This is a genomic window from Paenibacillus dendritiformis, from assembly GCF_021654795.1.
GTDB lineage: Bacteria > Bacillota > Bacilli > Paenibacillales > Paenibacillaceae > Paenibacillus_B.
In genome coordinates this window covers 3,854,130-3,875,487 of sequence record NZ_AP025344.1, presented here as the reverse complement: position 1 = coordinate 3,875,487, position 21,358 = coordinate 3,854,130, and the positions used below count along the sequence as shown (strand labels likewise).

Annotated in this window: 16 protein-coding genes; 13 read left to right on the top strand and 3 right to left on the bottom strand. The window is 56.5% G+C overall.

The window, feature by feature from the left end:
* Positions 1–95 precede the first annotated feature (95 nt).
* The 12 genes from L6439_RS17210 (at position 96) to L6439_RS17155 (ending at position 16,153) form a co-directional block, all read left to right on the top strand.
* Entirely contained in the window at positions 96–1,073 is a 978-nt protein-coding gene (locus L6439_RS17210) for an ABC transporter permease (protein ID WP_237096513.1), read from the top strand.
* Positions 1,074–1,090: 17 nt separating this feature from the next.
* Complete coding sequence (locus tag L6439_RS17205) at positions 1,091–1,981, top strand: carbohydrate ABC transporter permease (RefSeq protein WP_168179433.1); 891 nt, start codon at positions 1,091–1,093, stop codon at positions 1,979–1,981.
* Positions 1,982–2,096: 115 nt separating this feature from the next.
* Positions 2,097–3,779 carry an ABC transporter substrate-binding protein gene (locus L6439_RS17200; RefSeq protein ID WP_168179432.1) on the top strand — a complete coding sequence of 561 codons (1,683 nt, stop codon included), beginning with the start codon at positions 2,097–2,099 and terminating at the stop codon, positions 3,777–3,779.
* 1,390 nt (positions 3,780–5,169) lie between these two features.
* The gene (locus L6439_RS17195; RefSeq protein WP_168179431.1) at positions 5,170–6,513 is read left to right on the top strand and encodes an ABC transporter substrate-binding protein; all 1,344 of its coding nucleotides are present in this window, start codon (positions 5,170–5,172) and stop codon (positions 6,511–6,513) included.
* Between the two features lie 51 nt (positions 6,514–6,564).
* Positions 6,565–8,400: a cache domain-containing sensor histidine kinase gene (locus L6439_RS17190; protein WP_168179471.1), complete on the top strand. Its 1,836-nt coding sequence runs from the start codon at positions 6,565–6,567 to the stop codon at positions 8,398–8,400.
* Positions 8,397–9,995 (top strand): response regulator transcription factor, encoded by a 1,599-nt coding sequence (locus L6439_RS17185; RefSeq protein ID WP_213468159.1) that lies wholly within the window; start codon positions 8,397–8,399, stop codon positions 9,993–9,995. The genes L6439_RS17190 and L6439_RS17185 overlap by 4 nt, the downstream gene beginning before the upstream one ends.
* 55 nt (positions 9,996–10,050) lie before the next feature.
* Positions 10,051–11,673, top strand: a complete 1,623-nt coding sequence (nagZ, locus tag L6439_RS17180; protein WP_213468160.1) for a beta-N-acetylhexosaminidase — start codon at positions 10,051–10,053, stop codon at positions 11,671–11,673.
* A gap of 197 nt (positions 11,674–11,870) precedes the next feature.
* Positions 11,871–12,371 (top strand): hypothetical protein, encoded by a 501-nt coding sequence (locus L6439_RS17175; RefSeq protein ID WP_213468161.1) that lies wholly within the window; start codon positions 11,871–11,873, stop codon positions 12,369–12,371.
* An 80-nt stretch (positions 12,372–12,451) separates the two neighbouring features.
* Positions 12,452–13,276 (top strand): EcsC family protein, encoded by an 825-nt coding sequence (locus tag L6439_RS17170; RefSeq protein ID WP_213468162.1) that lies wholly within the window; start codon positions 12,452–12,454, stop codon positions 13,274–13,276.
* Between the two features lie 324 nt (positions 13,277–13,600).
* Positions 13,601–13,858, top strand: a complete 258-nt coding sequence (locus L6439_RS17165) for an SgrR family transcriptional regulator (RefSeq protein ID WP_168179426.1) — start codon at positions 13,601–13,603, stop codon at positions 13,856–13,858.
* The gene (locus tag L6439_RS29895; RefSeq protein WP_237096512.1) at positions 13,851–14,714 is read left to right on the top strand and encodes a hypothetical protein; all 864 of its coding nucleotides are present in this window, start codon (positions 13,851–13,853) and stop codon (positions 14,712–14,714) included. The genes L6439_RS17165 and L6439_RS29895 overlap by 8 nt, the downstream gene beginning before the upstream one ends.
* A 44-nt stretch (positions 14,715–14,758) precedes the next feature.
* Positions 14,759–16,153 carry a tryptophanase gene (locus L6439_RS17155; protein ID WP_168179424.1) on the top strand — a complete coding sequence of 465 codons (1,395 nt, stop codon included), beginning with the start codon at positions 14,759–14,761 and terminating at the stop codon, positions 16,151–16,153.
* Between the two features lie 172 nt (positions 16,154–16,325).
* On the opposite strand, the gene L6439_RS17150 is transcribed toward L6439_RS17155, so the two are convergent.
* Genes L6439_RS17150 through L6439_RS17140 form a run of 3 tightly spaced genes read right to left on the bottom strand, consistent with a single transcriptional unit; the run spans position 16,326 to position 19,155 of the window.
* The gene (locus tag L6439_RS17150; RefSeq protein ID WP_213468163.1) at positions 16,326–18,065 is read right to left on the bottom strand and encodes a hypothetical protein; all 1,740 of its coding nucleotides are present in this window, start codon (positions 18,063–18,065) and stop codon (positions 16,326–16,328) included.
* Positions 18,065–19,006 carry a hypothetical protein gene (locus L6439_RS17145; protein WP_213468164.1) on the bottom strand — a complete coding sequence of 314 codons (942 nt, stop codon included), beginning with the start codon at positions 19,004–19,006 and terminating at the stop codon, positions 18,065–18,067. Before L6439_RS17145 ends, L6439_RS17150 begins: the two co-directional genes overlap by 1 nt.
* Positions 19,003–19,155 carry a hypothetical protein gene (locus L6439_RS17140; protein ID WP_213468165.1) on the bottom strand — a complete coding sequence of 51 codons (153 nt, stop codon included), beginning with the start codon at positions 19,153–19,155 and terminating at the stop codon, positions 19,003–19,005. The genes L6439_RS17145 and L6439_RS17140 overlap by 4 nt, the downstream gene beginning before the upstream one ends.
* A 398-nt stretch (positions 19,156–19,553) precedes the next feature.
* Between L6439_RS17140 and L6439_RS17135 the strand changes: the two genes are divergently transcribed.
* Positions 19,554–21,335, top strand: coding sequence for a VWA domain-containing protein (locus tag L6439_RS17135; RefSeq protein WP_168179421.1), 1,782 nt, complete (start codon positions 19,554–19,556; stop codon positions 21,333–21,335).
* The last annotated feature ends 23 nt before the right edge of the window (positions 21,336–21,358 follow it).

The window sequence follows — 21,358 nt, the reverse complement described above, 5'->3', positions numbered from 1 at the left end:
GGGCAAGCCCGCCAGCCATCGGCGAAGCGAGAGATGTAAGCGTCATCATCGCTGCGCCAATATAACGGTCACGACCGGGAACAGGAGGTGTGCTTTTGTCGGAACAATGGCAGCCAGAGGCAAGAACATCGATTCCGGCAGCGGCGGCGATACCGGGGCGCAAGCCCGCGTTCGGATCCTATTTGAAGCGATCATGGCAGCTGTACGCGCTGTTCGCCCTTCCGCTGCTCTATGTCATCTTATTTAAGTACGGTCCGATGGTCGGCGCTCAGATCGCCTTCAAGGACTACAACGTCATCAAGGGCATATGGGGGAGCGACTGGGCCGGATTCAAGCATTTTGCGCGCTTTTTCAATTCCTATGATTTCTGGCGCATTATGCAGAACACGCTCATTATCAGCCTGTATTCCCTTGCGGTCAGCACGCCGTTGCCTGTGCTGCTTGCATTGAGCTTGAATGCGGTGCGGATACGGTGGTTCAAAAATACGGTGCAAATGGTCAGCTACGCGCCCCATTTCATCTCTACCGTCGTCATGGTCGGCCTGCTTCTGCAGTTCCTCGATCCCCGCTCCGGCATGATTAACCAGTTTTTGGGGATTTTCGGAGTAGAGCCGATACATTTTATGGGGGAAATGCAGTTTTTCAAATCGATCTTCGTCTGGTCCGGCATCTGGCAGCATATCGGGTTCTCCTGCATTATCTATCTCGCGGCGCTCTCTGCCGTCGATCCCGCCCTGCATGAAGCCGCCGTCCTGGACGGAGCCGGGCGGATGAAGCGAATCTGGCATATCGATATGCCGGCCGTGCTCCCGATTGCCATGATTCTGCTCATCTTGAATACGGGCCAGCTGCTGGAGACCGGGTTCGAGAAAATTTATTTGATGCAGAATCCGCTGAACCTAAAGACATCGGAAGTGATTGACACCTACGTGTACAAAATCGGATTGCTGTCCCAAGCGATGAATTTCTCGTACGCGACGGCGATCGGCCTGTTCAAGTCGGTAATCTCGCTTTTGCTAATCGCGATGGTCAATTCTGCCGCCCGCAAGACCGGGCAGGAGAGCTTATGGTGACGGAGGGGAGGACATAGATGGATTCACTGGCTCATGATAAAAGCGATCGTATCTTCCATATCGTGAACAATGCGGCGCTTGGCGTATTTCTCCTTATCGTGCTGTATCCGCTGTTGTATGTCGTAAGCGCTTCCTTCAGCTCCGCGAGCGCCGTCATTTCCGGCAAAGTATGGCTGTGGCCGGTCGAGTTCTCGCTCGACGGCTACGAAGCCGTCTTCCGGCACCGGATGGTATGGACCGGCCTGCAGAACACGCTCCTCTATACGTTCGCCGGCACCTTGATCAGCGTGGCGGTCACCGTGCTGGCGGCGTATCCGTTGTCCCGGAACGATTTCAAGGGAAGACGAGGCTTCACGCTGCTGTTCGTCTTCACGATGATGTTCAACGGCGGGCTTATTCCGACTTATCTGCTCGTGAAGGAGCTCGGCATGCTGGATACCGCCTGGGCTATGATTGTTCCGGCGGCCCTGTCCGTCTGGAATGTCATGATCATGATGACGTATTTCCGCACCAGCATTCCGCTGGAGCTCCTGGAATCGGCGCAGATGGACGGCTGCAACGACTTCACCTTCCTGCTGCGAATCGTGCTTCCATTATCGGGGCCGATTATCGCCGTTGTCACCTTGTTCTACGCAGTGGATCAGTGGAATCAGTATTTCAATGCTTTGATTTTCCTCAAATCAGAGAAATTGTTCCCGCTTCAACTCGTTCTCCGGGATATCCTCGTCCAGAACCAGGTCAGCCAGGAGACGCTCGGGGACGCGAAGACGGCCGCTGCGCGGCAAGGATTGCGGGAGCTGTTGAAATACTCGCTCATCGTCGTCTCTTCCGTGCCGCTGCTGGCTATCTATCCGTTCGTGCAGAAATATTTCGTGAAGGGCATGATGATTGGCTCGATCAAAGGATAAGTCATAAAAAAGGTGCAAGGTTTTGCAAGGTTCGGGATCGGCTTTTTGGAGCGACTGCTTCATTAGGCATAGAAGGCAAGATGGCTGTGAACAGGACAAAAAGGGGGAATTCGTAATGAGATGGAAGCGTTGGAGTTCGGCATGTCTGGCGGCGGTGATGACGCTCTCGCTCCTTCTGACCGCCTGCTCGGGCAGCGGCGGCAATGCGAGCGGAACGAATGACGGCGGTCAGGCCAGCGAATCAATCGTGACGGCCAAGGGCACGTACCCGATCGTAGAAGAGAAGGTGACGCTGAAGGTCATGGTTCCATCGGAGGCGCTGGTCGAAAATTTCGAGACGAACGAGTTCACGAAATGGTATGAAGAGAAGACCAACGTGCATGTCGAATGGATCGTCGTCCCGCAGCAGAGCGCCAGCGAGAAGCTGAATCTGATGCTCGCTTCGGGCGATTATCCGGACGTCATCATGCGATTCGGCGTCACGCCGGCGCAGCAGATGATCTATGGCAAGCAGGGCGTGTTCCTGCCGCTCAATGACCTGATCGAGCAGTATGGCGACAACTTCAAGAAGGTATTGGACAGCAATGAGGGGCTCGCCACCGCGATTACGGCGCCGGACGGCAACATCTATGCGCTGCCGAGCATCAACGACTGCTACCATTGCTCGATGGCGCAGAAGATGTGGATTTACAAGCCGTGGCTCGACAAGCTGGGCCTGGATGTGCCGAAGACGACGGATGAGCTGTACACCGTCTTGAAGGCGTTCAAGGAAAAGGACCCGAACGGCAACGGCAAGGCCGATGAGGTGCCGCTGACGGGAGCTCCGCGCGGGAGCGGGTGGTATTCGTCTATCGACGCGTTCCTGATGAACTCCTTCGTGTTGAACCCGGTATTCAGCGAATCGCGCAGTCATATGTACGTGGAAGACGGGCGCATCCAAGTCGCCTTCGACAAGCCGGGCTGGCGCGACGGTCTCGCCTATATGAACAAGCTGTACAAGGAAGGCTTAATCGATCCGCAAATCTTCACGCAGGACAGCGATCAACTGCTGAAGCTGGGTGAGTCGTCCGGCGATCCGATCGTCGGAGCGGCCTTCGGCGGACACCAGGGCGTCTTCACCCAGATCGCAGGGGAGAGCGGCCGCTGGCTCGACTATGTGACCGTGCCGCCATTGAAGGGACCGAACGGCGTCCAGTATGCCGCCTATGACCCATTCGGGTACTCGGTCGGATCGTACCTCATTACGAAAAACGCGAAGCACCCGGATGTCGCCTTCCGTTGGGCGGACGGCTTCTATGATGAAGAAGTATCGCTGCGCACAACGATTGGACGTCCGGGCGAGGAGTGGCGCGAAGCGAAGGAAGGCGAAATCGGCATCAACGGCAAGCCGGCTAAGTGGGCGAAGCTGAAGGAATACGGGCAAATCCAGAATGTCCACTGGGAGCAGACGGCCCCGACGAACCGCTCGAACGAGCTTCGCTTGAGCTCGGCCGTTCCTAATAACGGCGAGCCGAGCCTCGAAGTGATTCTCTATAATGAAACGAAAAATAACTACGATCCATATAAGCCAAGCGCGGATATGGCCGTGCCGCAGCTGTTCTTCACCGATGAACAGGCCGCCGAGCTGTCCGACCTGTCGAAGACAATCAACGACTATGTCGACGAGATGATGGCCCGCTTCGTCATCGGCGATGCGGATCTGGATAAAGATTGGGATACCTATCTCCAGACCCTCGAAGGGATGAACCTGCCGCGCTTCCTGGAGATTTACCAGACCGCCTACGACAGCAAAAAATAAACCGCATGCATGGTCACGCCTTCATTTTCCTATCGCCAAAGCTTAGAAAAGAAACTATCCGGGTGCTATCCCGGATAGTTTTTTTGAACTGTCCTGGGCTTTCGTGGTTTGCGTCACTCAGAAAGGCCACTATGTATGTACGGTCTCTTAAGAGCAATCTCCCCGTCACTCAGGAAGGCCAATATGTATGCCTGGTCTCTTAAGAGCAACTCCCCGCCAATCAGGACGGCTATTATGTATGCCTGTCTCTTAAGAGCAACTCCCCGCCAATCAGGTAGGCCACAATATATGTGCGGTCTCTTATGAACAATCTCCCCGTCACTCAGGTAGGCCAATATGTGTCCGATCCTCTTTCGTTCAAACACCAAACCACCAACTATGTACTTTTGAAAATTGACTCATGCAGGAGCTGCCTATACTTTGATGCCATGTGAAGAATTTGTTCAGGAGTCTTTGATATGTTTGGATATGACAGGGGCTGATTGAGCGGCATGACCGCCAAATGAACTCGTGAGAGGTGCACCTGGCTCTACCTGTGTTATTGGGAGAATGGTGCAATGGGCAGAAAGTTGAGAGTGGAATGCCTGACGGAATGGGATATTGGTCAAAAGGGCACGCAAGGGTGCCCCTGGCTCTGCCTGACCCAATGGGAGAATGGTGCAATGGGCAGCAGGTTGGGAGAGGGAGTGCCTGACGGAATGGGATGTTGGTCAAAAGGGCACGCAAGGGGTGCGCCTGGCTCTGCCTGACTCAATGGGAGAACGGTGCAATGGGCAGCAGGTTGGGAGTGGAATGCCTGACGGAATGGGATGTTGGTCAAAAGGGCACGCAAGGTGCGCCTGGCTCTGCCTGTCTTATTGGGAGAATGGTGCAATGGGCAGAAAGTTGAGAGTGGAATGCCTGACGGAATGGGATGTTGGTCAAAAGGGCACGCAAGGGGTGCTCCTGGCTCTGCCTGACTCAATGGGAGAACGGTGCAATGGGCAGCAGGTTGGGAGTGGAATGCCTGACGGAATGGGATGTTGGTCAAAAGGGCACGCAAGGTGCGCCTGGCTCTGCCTGACCCAATGGGAGAATGGTGCATTGGGCAGCAGGTTGGGAGAGGGAGCGCCTGACGGAATGGGATATTGGCCTGAAGGACTTGCGACGGGGCGTATCCGAATTATGTACCGCAAAAGGCTGAGGTGCGACGGAGAGGTGGGACGATCGGATGTACCTTCTGAGGTTAGGCTTGTCCCCAAATTGTAAGGGATATAATCGTATAATCGGGAGTAGAGGATTTTATCCCCCGATCGTAGATTTTCGTCCTTAACGGATACGGACGATAGACCTATAATTGATTATGTATGGGAATGCATTACACTATTATTTTCCTTGGGGAGGTCTTGCCATGAGAAGAAAGGTTGTTGTTCTTCTCACGCTGATCGTGGCGGCGGCGACGGTGATTGGCGCCTGCGGCATGATTGGCGGCGCAGACGGTTCCAAGTCCGGTCAATCACAAAATAGTGAGCCGTTCGATCTGAAGCTGCGGCATATACAGCTCGGAGACGCGAATAAGAACCGCCTCGCTCGTCTCGAAGCGGTCGTGAAGAAGACGCAGGATCAGCATCCCGGTCTTACGATCCGGCTGGATGGGGTAGACAGCGAGGTGAACCGCAAGGACAAGCTGAGAAGCGAGATGGCGGCCGGCAATCCGCCGGATATTTTCGATACATTCGGCAGCCCGGACGTCGGTCTGTATGCCAAAGAAGGCCTTGTGCTGGATATCGCGCCGATTCTGGAGGAGCTCGGTTTGAAGGACAAGTTCCTCAACCTGGAGCCGTGGACGCATGACGGGAAAATTTATGGCTTGCCGAACGGCGGATCCATCGAAGGCTATTTTTATAATAAGCAGTATTTTACGGAAAAGGGGCTGGAGCTGCCGAAGACACTGGCCGATCTGGAAGCGATTGCGGACCAGATCAAAGCCGACGGCAAAATCCCGTTCGCCCGGGCCTCCAAGGATGCCTGGGTTCCGCTCATGACGATTAACAATCTGTGGTCTTACTATACCGGTCCTCATTTCACCGCAGGCTTCAAAACCGGGGAATCGAAGTGGACCGATCCGCGAATGGCGGAAGCGATATCGAAGCATCAGGAATGGGTGAATAAAGGTTACTTCAAGCGCGGCGAGCTCGGGTTGGAGTATGCGAACCAGCGCACACAGCTTCTGACTGGAGAAGCGATTATGATGTTCGACGGAACTTGGGGATCTTCCGGACTGACAGACGAGAAGACGGCTGACGGCAAGAGCAAATTCGGCTTCTTCCTGATGCCTCCGCTCAAGGAGGGGGACGGAATAAGCGCGATGGTGGACACGAACAACGGGTATGCGTTCTCCGCCAAGGTAGCGGAAGATCCGCGCAAGCTGGAGGCGGTCAAGTCGTTCATCCGCAATTTTTATAATGAAGAGATACAATTGCGGGGCCTGATGGAAGACGGCGTGCTGCCATCGCTCAAGATGGAGCAGTCGAAGATGGAGCAGGTGGTCGACAGCGGCCTTATTCTAGAGATTATTAAGCGCACCAATGAAGTGCGTTACCGATGGCCGGCGTTCGATGCGCTAATCCAGGCCGAGGTCGATACCGAGCTGCGCATCGGCATTCAGCGCGTCATGGAAGGCGATGTCAAGCCGGCCGAAATGCTGGCCGCCGTGCAGAAGGTCCAGGACGAAGCGAACATGGCCATGAGATAAGGGATGTTCCTTGCGTTGGCGCAATATATACGGACGGAGCTGGGAACGGGCATGAATTTGCGGTTTAAAATGTTGGCTGGATTCGTAACGTTAATCATCATCCCCCTCCTGTTGCTGGGGTCGCTGGTGTTCTATATTACCTTTCAATTGTTCGCCCAAAAGTACAGCGAGCAGGCGGAATTCTCGCTCAAAGCGATCGGGCAGAGCGTCAGTTATTTTTTCTCGGAAATGAACCGAGTGACGGACACCGGCATTAGCAGCTCCGTTTTCCAGAACGCGCTGACGGCCGGATCGAGCGAAAATTTGGCGAATGCGAATTATTTGCAGCTGAACGAGAATCAGCGTAACTTCCGCTTGCTGTTATACAGCCATCCGTCTATCGGATACGCATTTCTTTATAATTACCGGAGCACATTGCCGCAAAATCAAGTCATCTCGATTTTTAATAAAGAAGGCTTTATGGCGCTTCCGTTCGATCAGTTCAAAAAGCACCCGCTCTACGAGCAAGTCCTGAAGCTGAACGGCGCCCCGAAATGGGTCGGCCCGTATGAATACCCGGAGGTTACCGGCCAGGAACCGGTTTTTACCCAGATTCGGATGGTCAAGGAATTAAGCAGCCTGCGCAATATCGGGATTCTCGTCGTGCAGATCAAGAACTGGGAGATCGAATCGATATTTAATGATTTCCGCCGCAACCAAGGGGAGGAGGAGGATGACACCCGCTTCCTCCTCGTCAATGATGCGGGCATGATTCTGTATGACAGCGACAAGCTGGCGAACGGGGCTTCGCTGACCGGGATGATCGATTCCGCCAAGCTGTCGGATACCTCGCGGTATCAGAGCTTCAAGACATCGTTCAACGGGCAAGAGAGCATCGTCTCGATGTATAAACTGAAGGATTATGATTGGCATATCGTCTCGGTGACTTCCTGGAAAATGCTGACCAAAGAGATGATCAGCTTCGGCATGTGGGTCGCCGTTATTTTGCTTATTTGCGTGGCCGCCGCCGTGCTGTTCAATCTGCTGTTCGTGAACCGGATCACACATTCCATCAACCGAATCGTCCGTTTCATGCGCCGGGTGGAATCCGGCGAGATGAACGCGCGGGTCGACGAGAAGGATCGGGATGAACTGGGGGCGCTCGCTGTCGGCTTCAACCGCCTTATCGATCAGGTATGCGTGCTCCTGCAGCAGGTCAAGCGGGAACAGCAGCAGAAGAACAAGGCGGAGATGCGGGTGCTCGAAGCGCAGATCAAGCCGCATTTCCTGTTCAATACGCTGGAATCGATCAATGTGCTTGCCGTGCAGAACGAGGGGCGCAAAGTAAGCCAAATGGTGATCAGGCTAGGCAATATACTTCGCACGAGCATCCAGGACAAGGAAGAGATTACGATCCGCGAGGAACTGGAGTATACGCGAAGTTATTTGGAAATTCAGAAGTTCCGCTTCGAGGATGTGTTCAATTTCGAGATCAGCGTTCCGGATGACATCATGAACGCGAAAATATTGAAGCTCACCCTGCAGCCGCTTGTCGAGAACTGCATTCAGCACGGCTTCGACGGCATTATGCATCCCGGGGTTATCCGGATTACCGCCTCCGAGGATGCCGATTGCATTTATTTGCGGGTGAAGGATAACGGAGTCGGGATGTCGAACGAGCAGCTCGGCCGCTTCCAGTATATGCAGTCTGATGAGCGGCAGCCGCCGAACCCGGAGCTCCCCGACAGCTATAATACCGAGCGCCGGGGTCTCGGCGTGCGCAGCGTAGCCGACCGGGTCCGCATCCGCTACGGCCCGCGCTACGGCTTGTTCATCTGCTCCGCGCCGCAGGCGGGAACGGTGATCCAGATAACGATACCCAAATATGAACAGGGGGAAGCGAAATGAACGTGAAGGTGTTGCTCATCGATGATGAAGCGCCGATTGTGAATAATCTGAAGATCGTCATCCCCTGGAATGAGATGCAGATCGATATCGTCGGGACCGCGCGCAACGGGGCCGAAGGGCTCGATATGGTGCGCGCGCATGAACCCGATATTATTTTGTGCGATATCCGCATGCCTGTGATGGACGGTATGGAATTTTTGCGGGAAATCCGTAAAATGGGCGTCGAAGCGGAGGTGCTGATGCTGACGGGCTACCAGGAATTCGAATATGCCCGCATCGCCCTGCAGCACGGGGTGCGGGATTATATCGTGAAGCCGATTAATTATGAAGAGCTGCAGCGGACCGTAAGCAAGCTGGCGGACGAGGTCCGCACCCGCAAGCAGAAGAAAAAACAGGAGGAGCGGCGCTGGGGGAAGGTTATCCGACTTGCCTTCGAGAAAATGCTCTTCGATGTGCTGATGGGCTTCTCATCCGGTCCTTCCCCGCTGGTGATGCAGGAAGGGGACGTTCCGGCCGAGCGGTTGACCTATGCGGTCCTGCTCGTCGATCTGGACGGATATGCTCAGCGTACCGTATCATGGGAAGATAGCGAGCGCAAGCTGTGGAACTTCGCCGTTCGCAATGTGCTCCAGGATGCCATCCAGGAGGAGGGACTGACCTATGCCGTCCTGCAAATGCGGGAGGGGGAATGGGCGGTGCTCATTCAGTTCGGCCCGGATCGGGCGGAGGCGACGACTTCGGAGATGGTGTGCTGGGCACAAGATATTCAGCAGGCGGTGCGGGACCATGTCAAAATGACCGTTAGCCTCGCCTGGGATGAGGGACCGGTGCCGATGGCCGCGCTCTCCCACACTTACAAACGGCTGCAGCGCGTGCTCATATGGGCATCGGAAGACGAGCAGCTGCTCTCGGTCGATGAAGGCTCGATGGCCCGCCAAGTCGCGTCGGTCTCGGAATGGCATCTCGTCGAAGAGATCGTGTCCGGGATGAAGCAGAACGACAAGCGCTACGTCGAGCAGGGGCTTCATTCCTTGCAGACGAGCCTGTCCTGCATGTCGGAGCAGTCGATCATGCGGGTCGAGAAGTTCCTGCATTATGTCGTGATCCATCTGCTGCGTGAAATGCGGGAACTGGAATTCATTCAGGCGCAGCAGGAGGAGGAAGTGTGGAACAAGCTGCAGCACAGCTTGACCGTGAAGGACCTGATGAACGTCATCACGGACCTGGTCGGCAATACGAAGGAACACGCCATGAACAAGAAATCGGGCGAATTGCTCATGATTTCGGCGAAAGATTACATTCATCGGCATCTGGGCTCCGATATCGGCATCGAAGAGCTCGCCGATTACCTCGGCATCAGCTGCAGCTACTTCAGCATGCTGTTCAAAAATTATTTCGGGGAGACGTTCGTTGAATACGTCACAAGACAGCGCATGGAGCTCGCGATGTCGATGCTGCGCATGACGGACAAGAGCATCGCGCAGATCGGCATGCTCGTCGGCTATACCGAGCGCCGGTACTTCTCGAGAGTATTCCAGAAGTATACGGGCATGACTCCTTCCGAATACCGGGAGTCCCGGGTCACGGCCGAATAGAGAGCGCGGCGGTATCCGCGCTCAATTTTTACGACAGAGAGGATGGACGAGAGGCATGGGTAAACAGCAACTGACATTGGAACAGAAAATCGGCCAAATGGTCATGTGCGGCTTCCACGGCCCGGTTGTCAACGACAATATCCGCACGCTGATTGAGAAGCATCATGTCGGCGGCATTATTTATTTCCGCCGCAACGTGCAGAGCAAGGAGCAGGTATGCGGGCTGTCCCGGGAGCTGCAGCTCATTTCGCGCAAGCACACCGATATTCCGCTCTTTATCTGTATCGACCAGGAAGGGGGCATGGTCGCCCGCATCGATTGGGACGATATTACGCTCATTCCCGGCAATATGGCGATCGGGGCGGCGCGCAGCGCCGAAGACGCGTATGAGGCGGCCCGAATCTGCGGCGAAGAGCTGCTCCATATGGGCATCAACATGAATTTCGCGCCAAGCGTGGACGTGAACAACAATGCCATGAATCCGGTCATCGGGGTGCGTTCGTACGGCGAGCGCCCGGATCTCGTGGCCGAGCTTGGAGCGGCCCAGATCCGCGGGCTGCAGGAAGCGAACGTCGCGGCGACGGCGAAGCATTTCCCGGGTCATGGCGACACGGCGGTCGATTCCCACCACGGGCTCGCAGCGGTCAACCATGACGAGGAGCGGCTGCTCGCGATCGAGCTGGCGCCGTTCATTCGCGCCATTCGCGAAGGTGTGGATCTGATCATGACCGCACATGTCATGTTCCCGGCCTTCGAGCCGAATCCGATTCCGGCGACGCTGTCGCGCAACGTGCTGACGAATCTGCTGCGCAAGCGGCTCGGCTATAACGGCGTCATCGTCACCGATTGCCTGGAGATGCATGCGATTTCCAAAGAATTCGGCATCCCTGAAGGAGCCGTGCGCTCGGTGGAAGCCGGCGCCGATCTGGTGCTCGTGAGCCATACGTACGAAGAGCAGGTCGCGGCGATCGAGGCGCTGGTCGAGGCGGTGCGCAGCGGCCGGATTCCGGAGTCGCAGATCGACGAATCTGTCGATCGGCTGCTGGCGCTCAAGACGAAGCGCAGCATGGACGCCCTGCCGGAAGTGTCGCCTCAATTCGCGGCGCAGTTCGGTTCCGGCGCTTCCAAGGCCGTCGTCGACCGCATTTGCGAGAACAGCATTACGCTGGTCAAAAATGAAGGCGGGTCCATTCCGCTGCGCAAGGAGGAGCCGACGCTCGTCATCTGGCCGGAAGTGCGCCAGCGCACCGAGGTCGATGAGCCGATCGAACAGTCCTACACATTGGCGACCGCGCTGTCCCCTTACGTAGACCATGTGGAGGAATGGCGGATCGGCACGTATCCGGAAGGGGACGAAGTGAAGGCGACCTTGGAGAAGGCCGCATCCTTCAAGCAGATTGTCGTCCTGACCTATAATGCGGTATCCACGCTCCATCCCGGCCAGGTCGAGGTTGTACGGGGCCTGATTGGCCGCCCGGATGCGCAGGTTATCGTGGCCTCGTCGCGCAATCCGTATGATCTGAACCAGTTCCCGGATGCGCCGGTCTATCTGTGCTGCTACGAGAATCGTCCGGCGACGATGAAGGCGCTCGCGGCCGTGCTGGCAGGCAAGCAGGAAGCGCGCGGCAAGCTGCCGGTCACGATATCGCCGGAATATCCGTTCGGGCATCAGGCGTAGAATTCTATCGCATCGGCGGGGTATTCGGGCCGATGCTTGCATATGAAGGCTGTTCCCCGGCCGTCTATCATGACGAGGGGAACGGCCTTTTTACTTGATGCGCGCGGTTCCGCCGCAGTGAAAATATCCGATGGATTTATGAGGCGGATCCGGCTATATTGGAATAAGAATCGTTCCGATTAGGAGAGAGGCTGCTTATGAGAGAGAATGTGCCTTCGGCCCGTTACGGCAAGGTTATTACGGAAACGCTGTTCATGGCGGCCGGAATCGTCGCCGGCTTGTTCGGCTTGGTGATGATGGCTGGCTATCTGGCGTCAGAGAAGCAACAGTCCTCGGGAGAGAACGATTTTGCTCTGTTGGCGCTGCTCTCCCTTCTGCCGATTGCGGCGGGATGCTGGCTGTGCTATTTGTCCTGGAAAAGAAAGAGAAAGCGCAAGCTGGCGGAGCTGGAAAATGCGGCGTTGTCGATCGCTGCCCGGAAGGGCGGGCGCTTGACGGCAGCCGAACTGGCGATGGATGCCCGCATCGACGTGCAGAAGGCGCGCGCTTTACTGGAGCATTTCGTGAAAGAGAAGGCGGCTATTCTGAAAATCGCCGATAACGGCTCTTACGTCTATGAATTCGACGGTCTGCTCGACGAACGGGAGAAGGCGGACGCGCAGTCGTTGAAGGAACTGATCTACGGCAAGCCGCTATAGCTCCCGCGATGGCATGGCTGCCTTCGCATTCGGGGCAAGGACAGCATCACGGCGATACGGCAAATAAGGGAGGCGGGTGGATGAGGAATCAGGAACACGATGCCGAGCTGGAGCAGGCGCTGCAGGAAATCGAGAAGTGGGAGCGGGAGCAGAAGGATCTATCCCTCTTCGACAAAATCGGCCGCCTGCCCTTCACCCTGCTCGAGCGCTTCACGCCTGCGGGGCTCCAGCGCAAAATATCCGAGCTGCTGGATGAACTGGGAGCATATCTGCAAACAGGCGGCAAATATTTGGTTCAGAAAAAGCATGTGCTGAGCAAGCTCCAGGCGAAGCGGGCCGGACCGGATCCTGCGCTGGCCCAATCGCTGCCGCTTGCCGTCTGCGACGCTGTCGCGGCCGATGTTATGGAAGCGAACAAGAAGATGGCGTTCGCCCAAGGCGCGACGACGGGATTCGGCGGATTGTTCACGCTGGCGGCCGATATCCCGGCCGTGCTCGGCTTGGCCTTGAAGGTGTTGCAGGAGACCGCCATCTGCTACGGCTTCGATCCGGATGATCCGCGCGAGCGGGTCTTCATCGTCAAATGCATGCAGTTCACGACCTCGGATGTCGTGGGGAAGCAGGCGATCCTGAAGGATGTGTCCGATTATGACAATCCGGAGCGCGAACGGGCGGGACTGTCGGAGATGCAGGGCTGGCGGGAGACGATGGCTTCCCTCGCCGACAGCTTCGGCTGGAAGAAGCTGTTCCAGACGATTCCGGTCGTCGGCATGGTGTTCGGCTCCATCAGCAACCGCTCTTTGATCCAGGATATGGCGGAGACCGGACAATATTTGTACCGCAAACGGGCTATCCTCGCGCGCCTGCAGGCGGTGAAGGTGAAGAATCAGGCTGCCCCTGAGTAGCCCGTATTTTTTTCCGGAATGCTGCGATGCGGTAAATGAATATAGAATGTGTGCGGCTGGAGCTAAGCGGACGGAAGAGGCGGCGCTGGCGAGGCAGGCAGGCCAGGTCAGGAGCCGATGCTTCATCGGCTCTTGGCGGCGAAATTCCCTTAGTTTTTCCATAACATACCATTCGTGAATCGTCATCTGGCAACGCCCCTTGTATCTTCAACGTTTCTGGTAATACGAACGTATCATGTGTGAAAAAAGGGAAAAAGGGTACGGTTTTGGCGCCGGTTTCCTCTTTTATGGCCCTATGGGTATGGGTTCAACCGAGAAGGTTGCTTGGTTTTTGAGGTCCCGTCATATCAATATTTGCAGCAGCTCATTTACTATCATACGTTGTGCATGATGCTCCCGCAGGGCGGACAGCGGGACGGCATACCGGTAACGCTCGAGGAGTTGGCAGAACTGCTGCATTGCTCGGTTCGCAACGTACGGTTCATCATCAAGAAGATGGAGCAAGCGGGTTGGATCGCGTGGACGTCGGGGCAGACGCTCCAGCATTGCGCTGTTAGCCTCGGCAGACGAGCTGTTGATTAGCGGGCTGAAGGCAGCGCTCGGACGCGGCAACTGGAAGGGGGCGATGGAGCTGCTGCAGCTGCCGGGCGTGAGCGGCGGGACGAAGGCGTTCGTTGCCGAGTGGATGTCCGGCATGTTCGGCTATGAGGAGGTGCGCGATAACGGGACGAAGTGGGATGCGCTGAGATTCCCGGTTTTCCGCACGATTACGACGCTAGATCCGCTTGAGGCGCTGTACGCCATTGATGAACACCTTGTACGGCAAATTTTCGATACCCTCGTTCGCTATGACGCAAAGCAGGGATGTATCGTGCCGCATATCGCCCACCACTGGGTCGAGAATGATGATTATACCGAGCAGCCATGGTGCCGGAGAATCATTATGGCGGCGAGCACGGAGCGGGACTCTCGGTTCCGGTCGGAACCGGTCCGTACCGGGTGCGGCATGCCGATGAATATCACTGCCGTTTGGAAGCGTTCGACGATTATTTTCTCGGCCGGGCCCACCTGGACCGCATCGATATCCGGGTGCTGCATGAGGATATGTCCGCCATGCAGGAATACGGCGGGAGCGGCGGACATGTGCTCATCAGTCATCAGCAGCCAATCGAGGCGCCGTCCGCGGAGTGGCGGAAGGAATACCGCCTGGCTTAACTCGCTGGGCTGGATTGATTTTAATCAAGTATGGTCCAGCCGGCGCGGGAGCTTGACTGATCGGACGAAGCCGAATTTCCTGACCGGAGGTTCGGCTTTCTTTGCGGCAGGATTTTCCGCCGCGATTGCCCGCATCGTGCCGAACCCTTTATTGAAACCGTTATATTTTTCCAGTATAATGAAGTCGCCTTCAAAATATTGGATCTCCAAGGAATTACTTTAAAGGTTGGGGGTTGCAAACTTTTAACAAATAACGGGGGTGTTGGAATGGCGCGATTCGCAGAGCCTTTTAAAATCAAAATGGTGGAGCCGCTGCGCATAATCTCGCGGGAAGAACGGGAGAAGGCGCTTGAACGGGCGGGATATAATCCATTTCTGCTGCGCGGTGATGAAGTCTATATCGATCTGTTGACAGACAGCGGCACAAGCGCGATGAGCGACAACCAATGGGCGGGCATGATGCTGGGCGACGAGTCGTATGCGGGCAGCCTCAATTATTATCATCTGTGCGACACGGTGCAGCACATTACAGGTTATAAGCATGTCATTCCGATGCATCAGGGGCGGGGCGCCGAGAAGGTGCTGTTTCCGCTGCTTATTCAAAAAGGGCAGTATGTCCTGAGCAATTGGCATTTCGATACAACGCGCGCCCATGTCGATCTGGCGGAAGGGACAGCGGTTGATCTCGTGACCGAACAAGCCTATGACACGACGACGCCTTATCCGTTCAAAGGGAACTTCGATACGGATAAGCTGCGCCATGCGATCGCGGAAAAAGGAACGGAAAACATCGCATTTATCCTCATTACCGTGACGAACAACAGCGCCGGCGGCCAGCCCGTCTCCATGGAAAATATTCGCGAGGTGTCTTCCATTGCGAAGCGGCACGGGATTCGCGTTTTTTTCGATGCCGCGCGTTATGCCGAGAATGCGTACTTTATCAAGAAGCGCGAACCAGGCTATGAGAATAAAGAAATCATCGATATCGTCCGTGAGATGTTCTCTTATGGCGAAGGGTTCACGATGAGCGCCAAAAAGGACGGGCTAGTCAATATCGGCGGCTTGCTGGCCTTTAAAGAGGATGAAGCGTTATTTACGCAAGCGCGTTCGATGACGGTGCCGATGGAGGGCTTTCCGACTTACGGAGGCTTGACCGGCCGCGATATGGAAGCGCTTGCCCGCGGGCTGTTCGAGGGCATCGACGAGCAGTATCTTGCCTATCGCATCGGCCAGATCGAATATCTCGGCAGACGGCTCGAGGAGGGAGGAATCCCATTCCAGACGCCGACGGGCGGCCATGCCGTATTCGTCGACGCGAAGAAGATGCTGCCGCATATTCCCGCGGCCCAGTTCCCGGCTCAAGTGTTGGCCAATGAGTTGTATCTTGAAGCGGGGATACGAGGGGTTGAGATCGGTTCCTTTCTGCTGGGACGCGACGCTGCGACGGGCGAGCAGTTGGAGAGCAAGCTTGAATTGCTGCGCTTGACGATTCCGCGACGCGTCTATACGAACAACCATATGGATGTCATTGCGGATGCCCTGATTGCAATCAAGGACCGGGCAAGCACGTTGAAGGGATTGGAATTCACGTATGAACCGCCGATATTGCGGCATTTCACGGCGCGCCTTCGGCCAATCAAGGCAGAAGTCCCGTCCGGCTGACATATGCTGTCCAGCCTGAACAGGGACGAATTTGGTACCGTGTAATCGAACGGCATCGAACGGTAAGGAATGGCATGTACGTTGATGGGAGCGGGAAGGGGCGAGGAGCCCCCTCCTGCCCGGTTCCCAAGCAGGCGTAGGGAAGCGGGGAAAGGCCCCGGTCATGACCCCGCTATTCGACAGCTTCGACCATGAAGACCGGAGCGGTCTCGTCCTCGCTGCCGATATCTAAGTTCGTATAGTAATAATAGGCGCCAATGACCGTAACCGGGCCTTCCTCGAAGGAGAAATCGCCCTTCAGCAGAATATAGCGGTCTTCCATACGGGCGTAAGCTCCTATTTCGCTGACAGCGGTGATCTCGCAGGTGAAGCGGACCTTCTCGCGCGGATGCTCCGGCAGCTGCTCCACGCGGATATCGATATAATCCGAACCTGGAATAACTCCCGCAAATTGGTAGCTGTCGCCTTGACGCTCGTAGGTGGCCGCTCTGCCCTCGGCTCCCGCTACGGTCGGGTTACGTACGATCAAGGTCGCTCCGCCTCCGGCCTCGTAGCCGTCCGCCTCGAACGCGAACAACGGCTGGAGCTGGTTATTCGCGGCGGTATAGGCGATGTACAAGGCTGCGCGGGAATGTGAATCGGCTTCGACGAGCAGGACAGGCTGATCGCTGCTGCTCAACCGTTCCTCGACGGTCAGGCTCCGCACGGCGTTTCCGGTCGGAAGCGGCTGGCTGCGCAGCACCGTCGGTCGCGCATGGCCGTCCCAAGCCGCATAGTAGACGCGCCGCTTCGAATCGAGCGCGAGCGCGTACACTTTGGCGCCGAACCGGTCCCGGCCGCCGCTTACGAGCGGATAGTCCCCATCCGGCAGCAGGAGGGACGGATCCGCCGCAGCCCAGGCGAGGCGGACGGCCTCGACGTTCGCGGACGTGTCGCGGAAGCCGGACAGCGCCTCATAGAGGCCGATCGCCGCTTCGTACTCCCCGGCCGCCACATGGCGGTCCGCCTTCCGCACCCAGTTCTCCATCTCGCGCTCCAGGTAGCCGCTTAGCCGCGAAGGGATGCCGGAAGCGTCCACATAGGCCGCAATGGCGGAAGCGTGAAGGGCGAACGCCTTCGCATTGTTCTGCTCGACATCCTTCCGCAGCATCGCCTCGGCAAGCTCCTCCGACTTGCTCTGCAGCCATGCGGCCTCGATGCCAAGCTTCCGGTACGCTTCACGCATGGCCAGAACCTCGTCCAGCATTAGCCGGAACTCTCCCTGGCCGGCCAGGCGGGCCAGCTTGGCTTCGTCATAGGAGCGGAACAGGCGCGTCAAGTGCCCGGCTTTCTCGTCAGCCCCGCCGAAGAGCGAGGCCGGAATGGCGAGCAGATTCGCCTTGAACGATTCGTCTCCTCCGCCTTCCCGCTTGCCGTCCTCCAGCTCTGCCTCGAAACGAGCCTTGAACCGGCCGAAATGCTCCTTCATCCGGTCTGCGGCCCGCATGGCGGCCAGCATCTCCTTGAACTCAGCGGCATATGAGCCGCCCGCCTTCAAATAAGCCGAACGCAATTGCTGGTATCGGCTATGTATTTTCAGGAACGCCTCAAAGCGAAACGATGCCGCCGCGGCGTCCGCCTCCGACATCACCTCGTTCAGCTGGCGCTTCATCCCGGTAATCGGCGCCAACTCGCGCAGCCGCTCGGCAAGCTTGTCTTCTTCATACCGAATCGAGCGATTGTCTTGGGCTTGACGGTACGCTTCTTCCGCGGCGACGAGATCATGAGCGGCATACAGCCGGTCCGCTTCCTTGACGGCATCGATTTTTTCAATAATATGAATCCCCTTGAATCCAATCATTACCACCGCGACGGCGCATAACAAGATCATCAAATTCCGCGGGTTCAGGACGTCTCGGATCGTCATATCCATCAGCCTCTCCCGGCCGAGTCCTGAAAGTCAGGATCCCATTCGTAGGTCTCGCGCACAATCCGGTTCACCTCGTCGGCGACGCGGTCCCAATTCTCATGCGGGTGCTGCCGGATCATCCGGTGCAGCCGGAGCAAGCGCTCCTTCGGCAGACGGCGGGCATAGCGCCGGACCAATCCGGGATAGGCGAGCACGTACCGCTTCATGCGCACGGCCGCGCCGGCCACGCCGGCCAGTATGTCCTGGCCGTTCTCCAGGCCGAGTATTTCCGGCTCGTAATGAATGACGTACCGGAACGTGCGGTCCTTAATCAGATCGCGCTTGATTTTGGCGATCTCGCCGATGTAATCGGCCAGCAGCGGATCATATTGCTGCAGCAGAAGCGGCTCCAGCTCCAGCTCCATATCTTTGCGCAGCGCGAAGTAATGAAGGAGCGCCAACTGCTGCAGCCGAATCGTATCGTTGCGGATCAGCGGCCTCAGCTCGCGCAGCAGCTCGTAGGTGAGCTGCTTGTCTTCATCCCAATGGGAGAAGGCATGCTCCCAGTCGCGGTAGATGTCCTGGGCAAGCCGCTCCTCCTCGCGCTGCAGCAGCTGGCCCAGCTCGCGGCTGGCTTCGGCGGGCATCGCCTTCCGCTGAACGAACCAGAGGAGGCCGATCAAGAGGATGGACGCCGCGGCGCAGAGCGCCATCTGTCCGAAGGTGTCGCTGAGCAGGATGCCGACGAGCCCGAGCAGCAGGGCGAACAGCCGCTTCGTCTGCATCGATCGTCTCACCCGCGAGGCCGCGTGCCGTTCGATTGGGCGCAGCGAGGTCTTGCCGCAGACAGGGCAGACTTGTTCCTCCAGCACGGTGAAGGCCTGGCACGAAGCGCATCGATGCACGAGATGATACAGCTGCTTCGGCTTGCGGTACGGTCTGAAATAGACAGGTATTTTTTTCATGGCGTTCTCACGCTCTCGCCGTTCACTATCGAGACAAGCCGGGCGTCTAGATCCGCCGCCGAAGGCGTCGACTTCCGCCGAACCCAATAGAGGACGGCCTGGCTGGCGACAAACAGAAACAAAACTGCGATGCAACCGTATGCTAACATAGAGAGTCCCTTCCTTTAATTGCAAACTAAGTTACTAGAGCAACGGGATATGCTCCGCAACCCGGAGCAAGCAAGCTGCCAAGGCGGCATGAGCTTGTATCGCCTAGAGATTAGACAAGATTCGACAACGATATCCTTCATTCCGATGACTTTGTCCCTATTGCATTGTGTCGAATGAGGTTGAACTTTACAGTCACTGATTATATCATAATGACAGATTGGTGGTAGAATCAGTAAATAGATTGTCATTTTAGACAATATCGCGGCGGGGAGCAAAGGAAATTCAGAAAATTTTCATCTAATCTTAAGAACTATAAGGTATAACAATATAGTGCCGTCTTCTGTGGCGCTTGTGTGCCTGCCATTAACCTATCATTTTATGATAAAGGAGTACAACTATGCTTCGGAGAAAACTAGCTGCTTACATGATGTTGTTCACTCTGGCATTCGGCTTGCTGCCCTGGATCGGGGAGATGCCCGCGGCGCAGGCTGCCCAGGCGGCTTCGAAGATCGATGCCATGCTTGTCATCGATGTGAGCAATTCGATGGATACGAGCGATAAAGACAAGATCGGCAACGAAGCGATGAAGATGTTCGTCGATATGCTGTCTTCCTCGGGAGACAAAGTCGGCATTGTCGCTTATACCGATAGAATCGAACGCGAGAAAGCGCTGCTGGAGATCCGGTCCCAAACGGACAAGGAGGATCTGAAGCAGTTCATCGACCAATTGAACCGCGGGGCCTATACCGACATTGCGGTCGGGGTGAAGGAAGCCGTCAAGGTGCTGCAGCAGGGAGCCGACCCGGCGCATGAACCGATGATCGTGCTGCTGGCCGACGGCAACAACTATTTGAACAAGAACGGCGGCCGCACGCAGGAGGAGTCGGATCAAGAGCTGAACGCGGCGGTCGAAGAAGCGAAGCAAAAGGGCATCCCGATCTATACGATCGGGCTGAACGCCGACGGCCAGCTCAATAAAGAAGCCTTGGCGGAATTGTCGAAACAGACGAACGGCAAATCGTTCGTCACCTCATCCGCGGACGATCTGCCGCAAATATTGAGCGAAATTTTCGCCAGCCACCAAAAGCTCAAAATCGTTCCGATCCAGTCGATCACCGGGAACGGGAGCTATCAGGACGTGACGGTGAACGTGCCGAACGCGAACGTCATGGAGGCCAATATTTCCATCATGTCCTCGAAGCCGGTCGAATTAAAGCTGTATGACCCGTCCGGCAAGGAGGTCGCGATTCCTTCGGATGATATCCAGCTGTCCCGTTCGAAGAGCTATTCGCTCCTGAAGCTGCTTCAACCGGGCCAGGGGGACTGGAAGCTGCAGGTCAAGGGGGCGGACAAGGACAAGATCGATATTAACCTCGTCTTCAACTACGATCTGGAGCTGACGATGGACCCGATTCCGGCGAAAACATATAAAAAAGGCGACATAATCAAAATCGGCGCCTATTTGACCAGCAATGGCCAGCCGCTGCAGAACGATGCGCTGTACCGGAACATGAGCGCCGTGCTGAATGTCAAGGACCTCGACACCGGCGATACGGCCGAACTGCCCCTCCTTCAGGCGGGCGACCGCTTCGAAGGGGATTTCGAGGTGAAGGACAAGCATGATTACGAGATCAAAGTAAGAGCCGAGGAGAAGAGCTTCTACCGGGAGACGGAGCCGGTCAAGATAAGCGCCAAGCCGGCGGGTGCCGGAGCGTCCGCTCAGGCGGGGGCAGGCGAAGGCGATGCGGACAAGCCGTTCCCGATGTGGATCGTCTACGCGGCCATTGGGCTGATTGCCGCCGCTCTGGCCGCCGGATTCCTGCTCGCGGCATGGAAGAAGGCGAACCGCGGCTTCGTCGGGCAGATGGTTATCGAGATTCGCGACGAGAATACGGGAGAGAAGACCTACCCGCAATATAAAAAGCTGACTGCCTTCAGGGGCAAATTTACGCTCCATCAGCTGCTGCAGCTGGCGCCCGAGTTCAAGGAAACCGAGAAGATGGTCTTTATGCCGGGCAAGAACGACCGCATCCTGCTCAAGAACGGCTCGGCCGGAACGGTGGAGAAATCGGGCCGCGCCGTCGATGCGAGCCGAGGGCTGGAGCTGAAGAGCGGCGATCGGATTACGGTGCCGCTGCAGCAGGTTGATAAAACGGTCTGGATTGAATACATTGTATAGACCCGTTCCGCACGCCCGTTTTT

Excerpts from the sequence above, each read along its gene's own strand:
- L6439_RS17205 (WP_168179433.1), top strand. The coding sequence starts at position 1,091 with ATGGATTCACTGGCTCATGATAAAAGCGATCGTATCTTCCATATCGTG.
- L6439_RS17200 (WP_168179432.1), top strand. The coding sequence starts at position 2,097 with ATGAGATGGAAGCGTTGGAGTTCGGCATGTCTGGCGGCGGTGATGACG.
- L6439_RS17195 (WP_168179431.1), top strand. The coding sequence starts at position 5,170 with ATGAGAAGAAAGGTTGTTGTTCTTCTCACGCTGATCGTGGCGGCGGCG.
- L6439_RS17190 (WP_168179471.1), top strand. The coding sequence starts at position 6,565 with ATGAATTTGCGGTTTAAAATGTTGGCTGGATTCGTAACGTTAATCATC.
- L6439_RS17185 (WP_213468159.1), top strand. The coding sequence starts at position 8,397 with ATGAACGTGAAGGTGTTGCTCATCGATGATGAAGCGCCGATTGTGAAT.
- nagZ (WP_213468160.1), top strand. The coding sequence starts at position 10,051 with ATGGGTAAACAGCAACTGACATTGGAACAGAAAATCGGCCAAATGGTC.
- L6439_RS17175 (WP_213468161.1), top strand. The coding sequence starts at position 11,871 with ATGAGAGAGAATGTGCCTTCGGCCCGTTACGGCAAGGTTATTACGGAA.
- L6439_RS17170 (WP_213468162.1), top strand. The coding sequence starts at position 12,452 with ATGAGGAATCAGGAACACGATGCCGAGCTGGAGCAGGCGCTGCAGGAA.
- L6439_RS17155 (WP_168179424.1), top strand. The coding sequence starts at position 14,759 with ATGGCGCGATTCGCAGAGCCTTTTAAAATCAAAATGGTGGAGCCGCTG.
- L6439_RS17150 (WP_213468163.1), bottom strand. The coding sequence starts at position 18,065 with ATGGATATGACGATCCGAGACGTCCTGAACCCGCGGAATTTGATGATC.
- L6439_RS17145 (WP_213468164.1), bottom strand. The coding sequence starts at position 19,006 with ATGAAAAAAATACCTGTCTATTTCAGACCGTACCGCAAGCCGAAGCAG.
- L6439_RS17140 (WP_213468165.1), bottom strand. The coding sequence starts at position 19,155 with ATGTTAGCATACGGTTGCATCGCAGTTTTGTTTCTGTTTGTCGCCAGC.
- L6439_RS17135 (WP_168179421.1), top strand. The coding sequence starts at position 19,554 with ATGCTTCGGAGAAAACTAGCTGCTTACATGATGTTGTTCACTCTGGCA.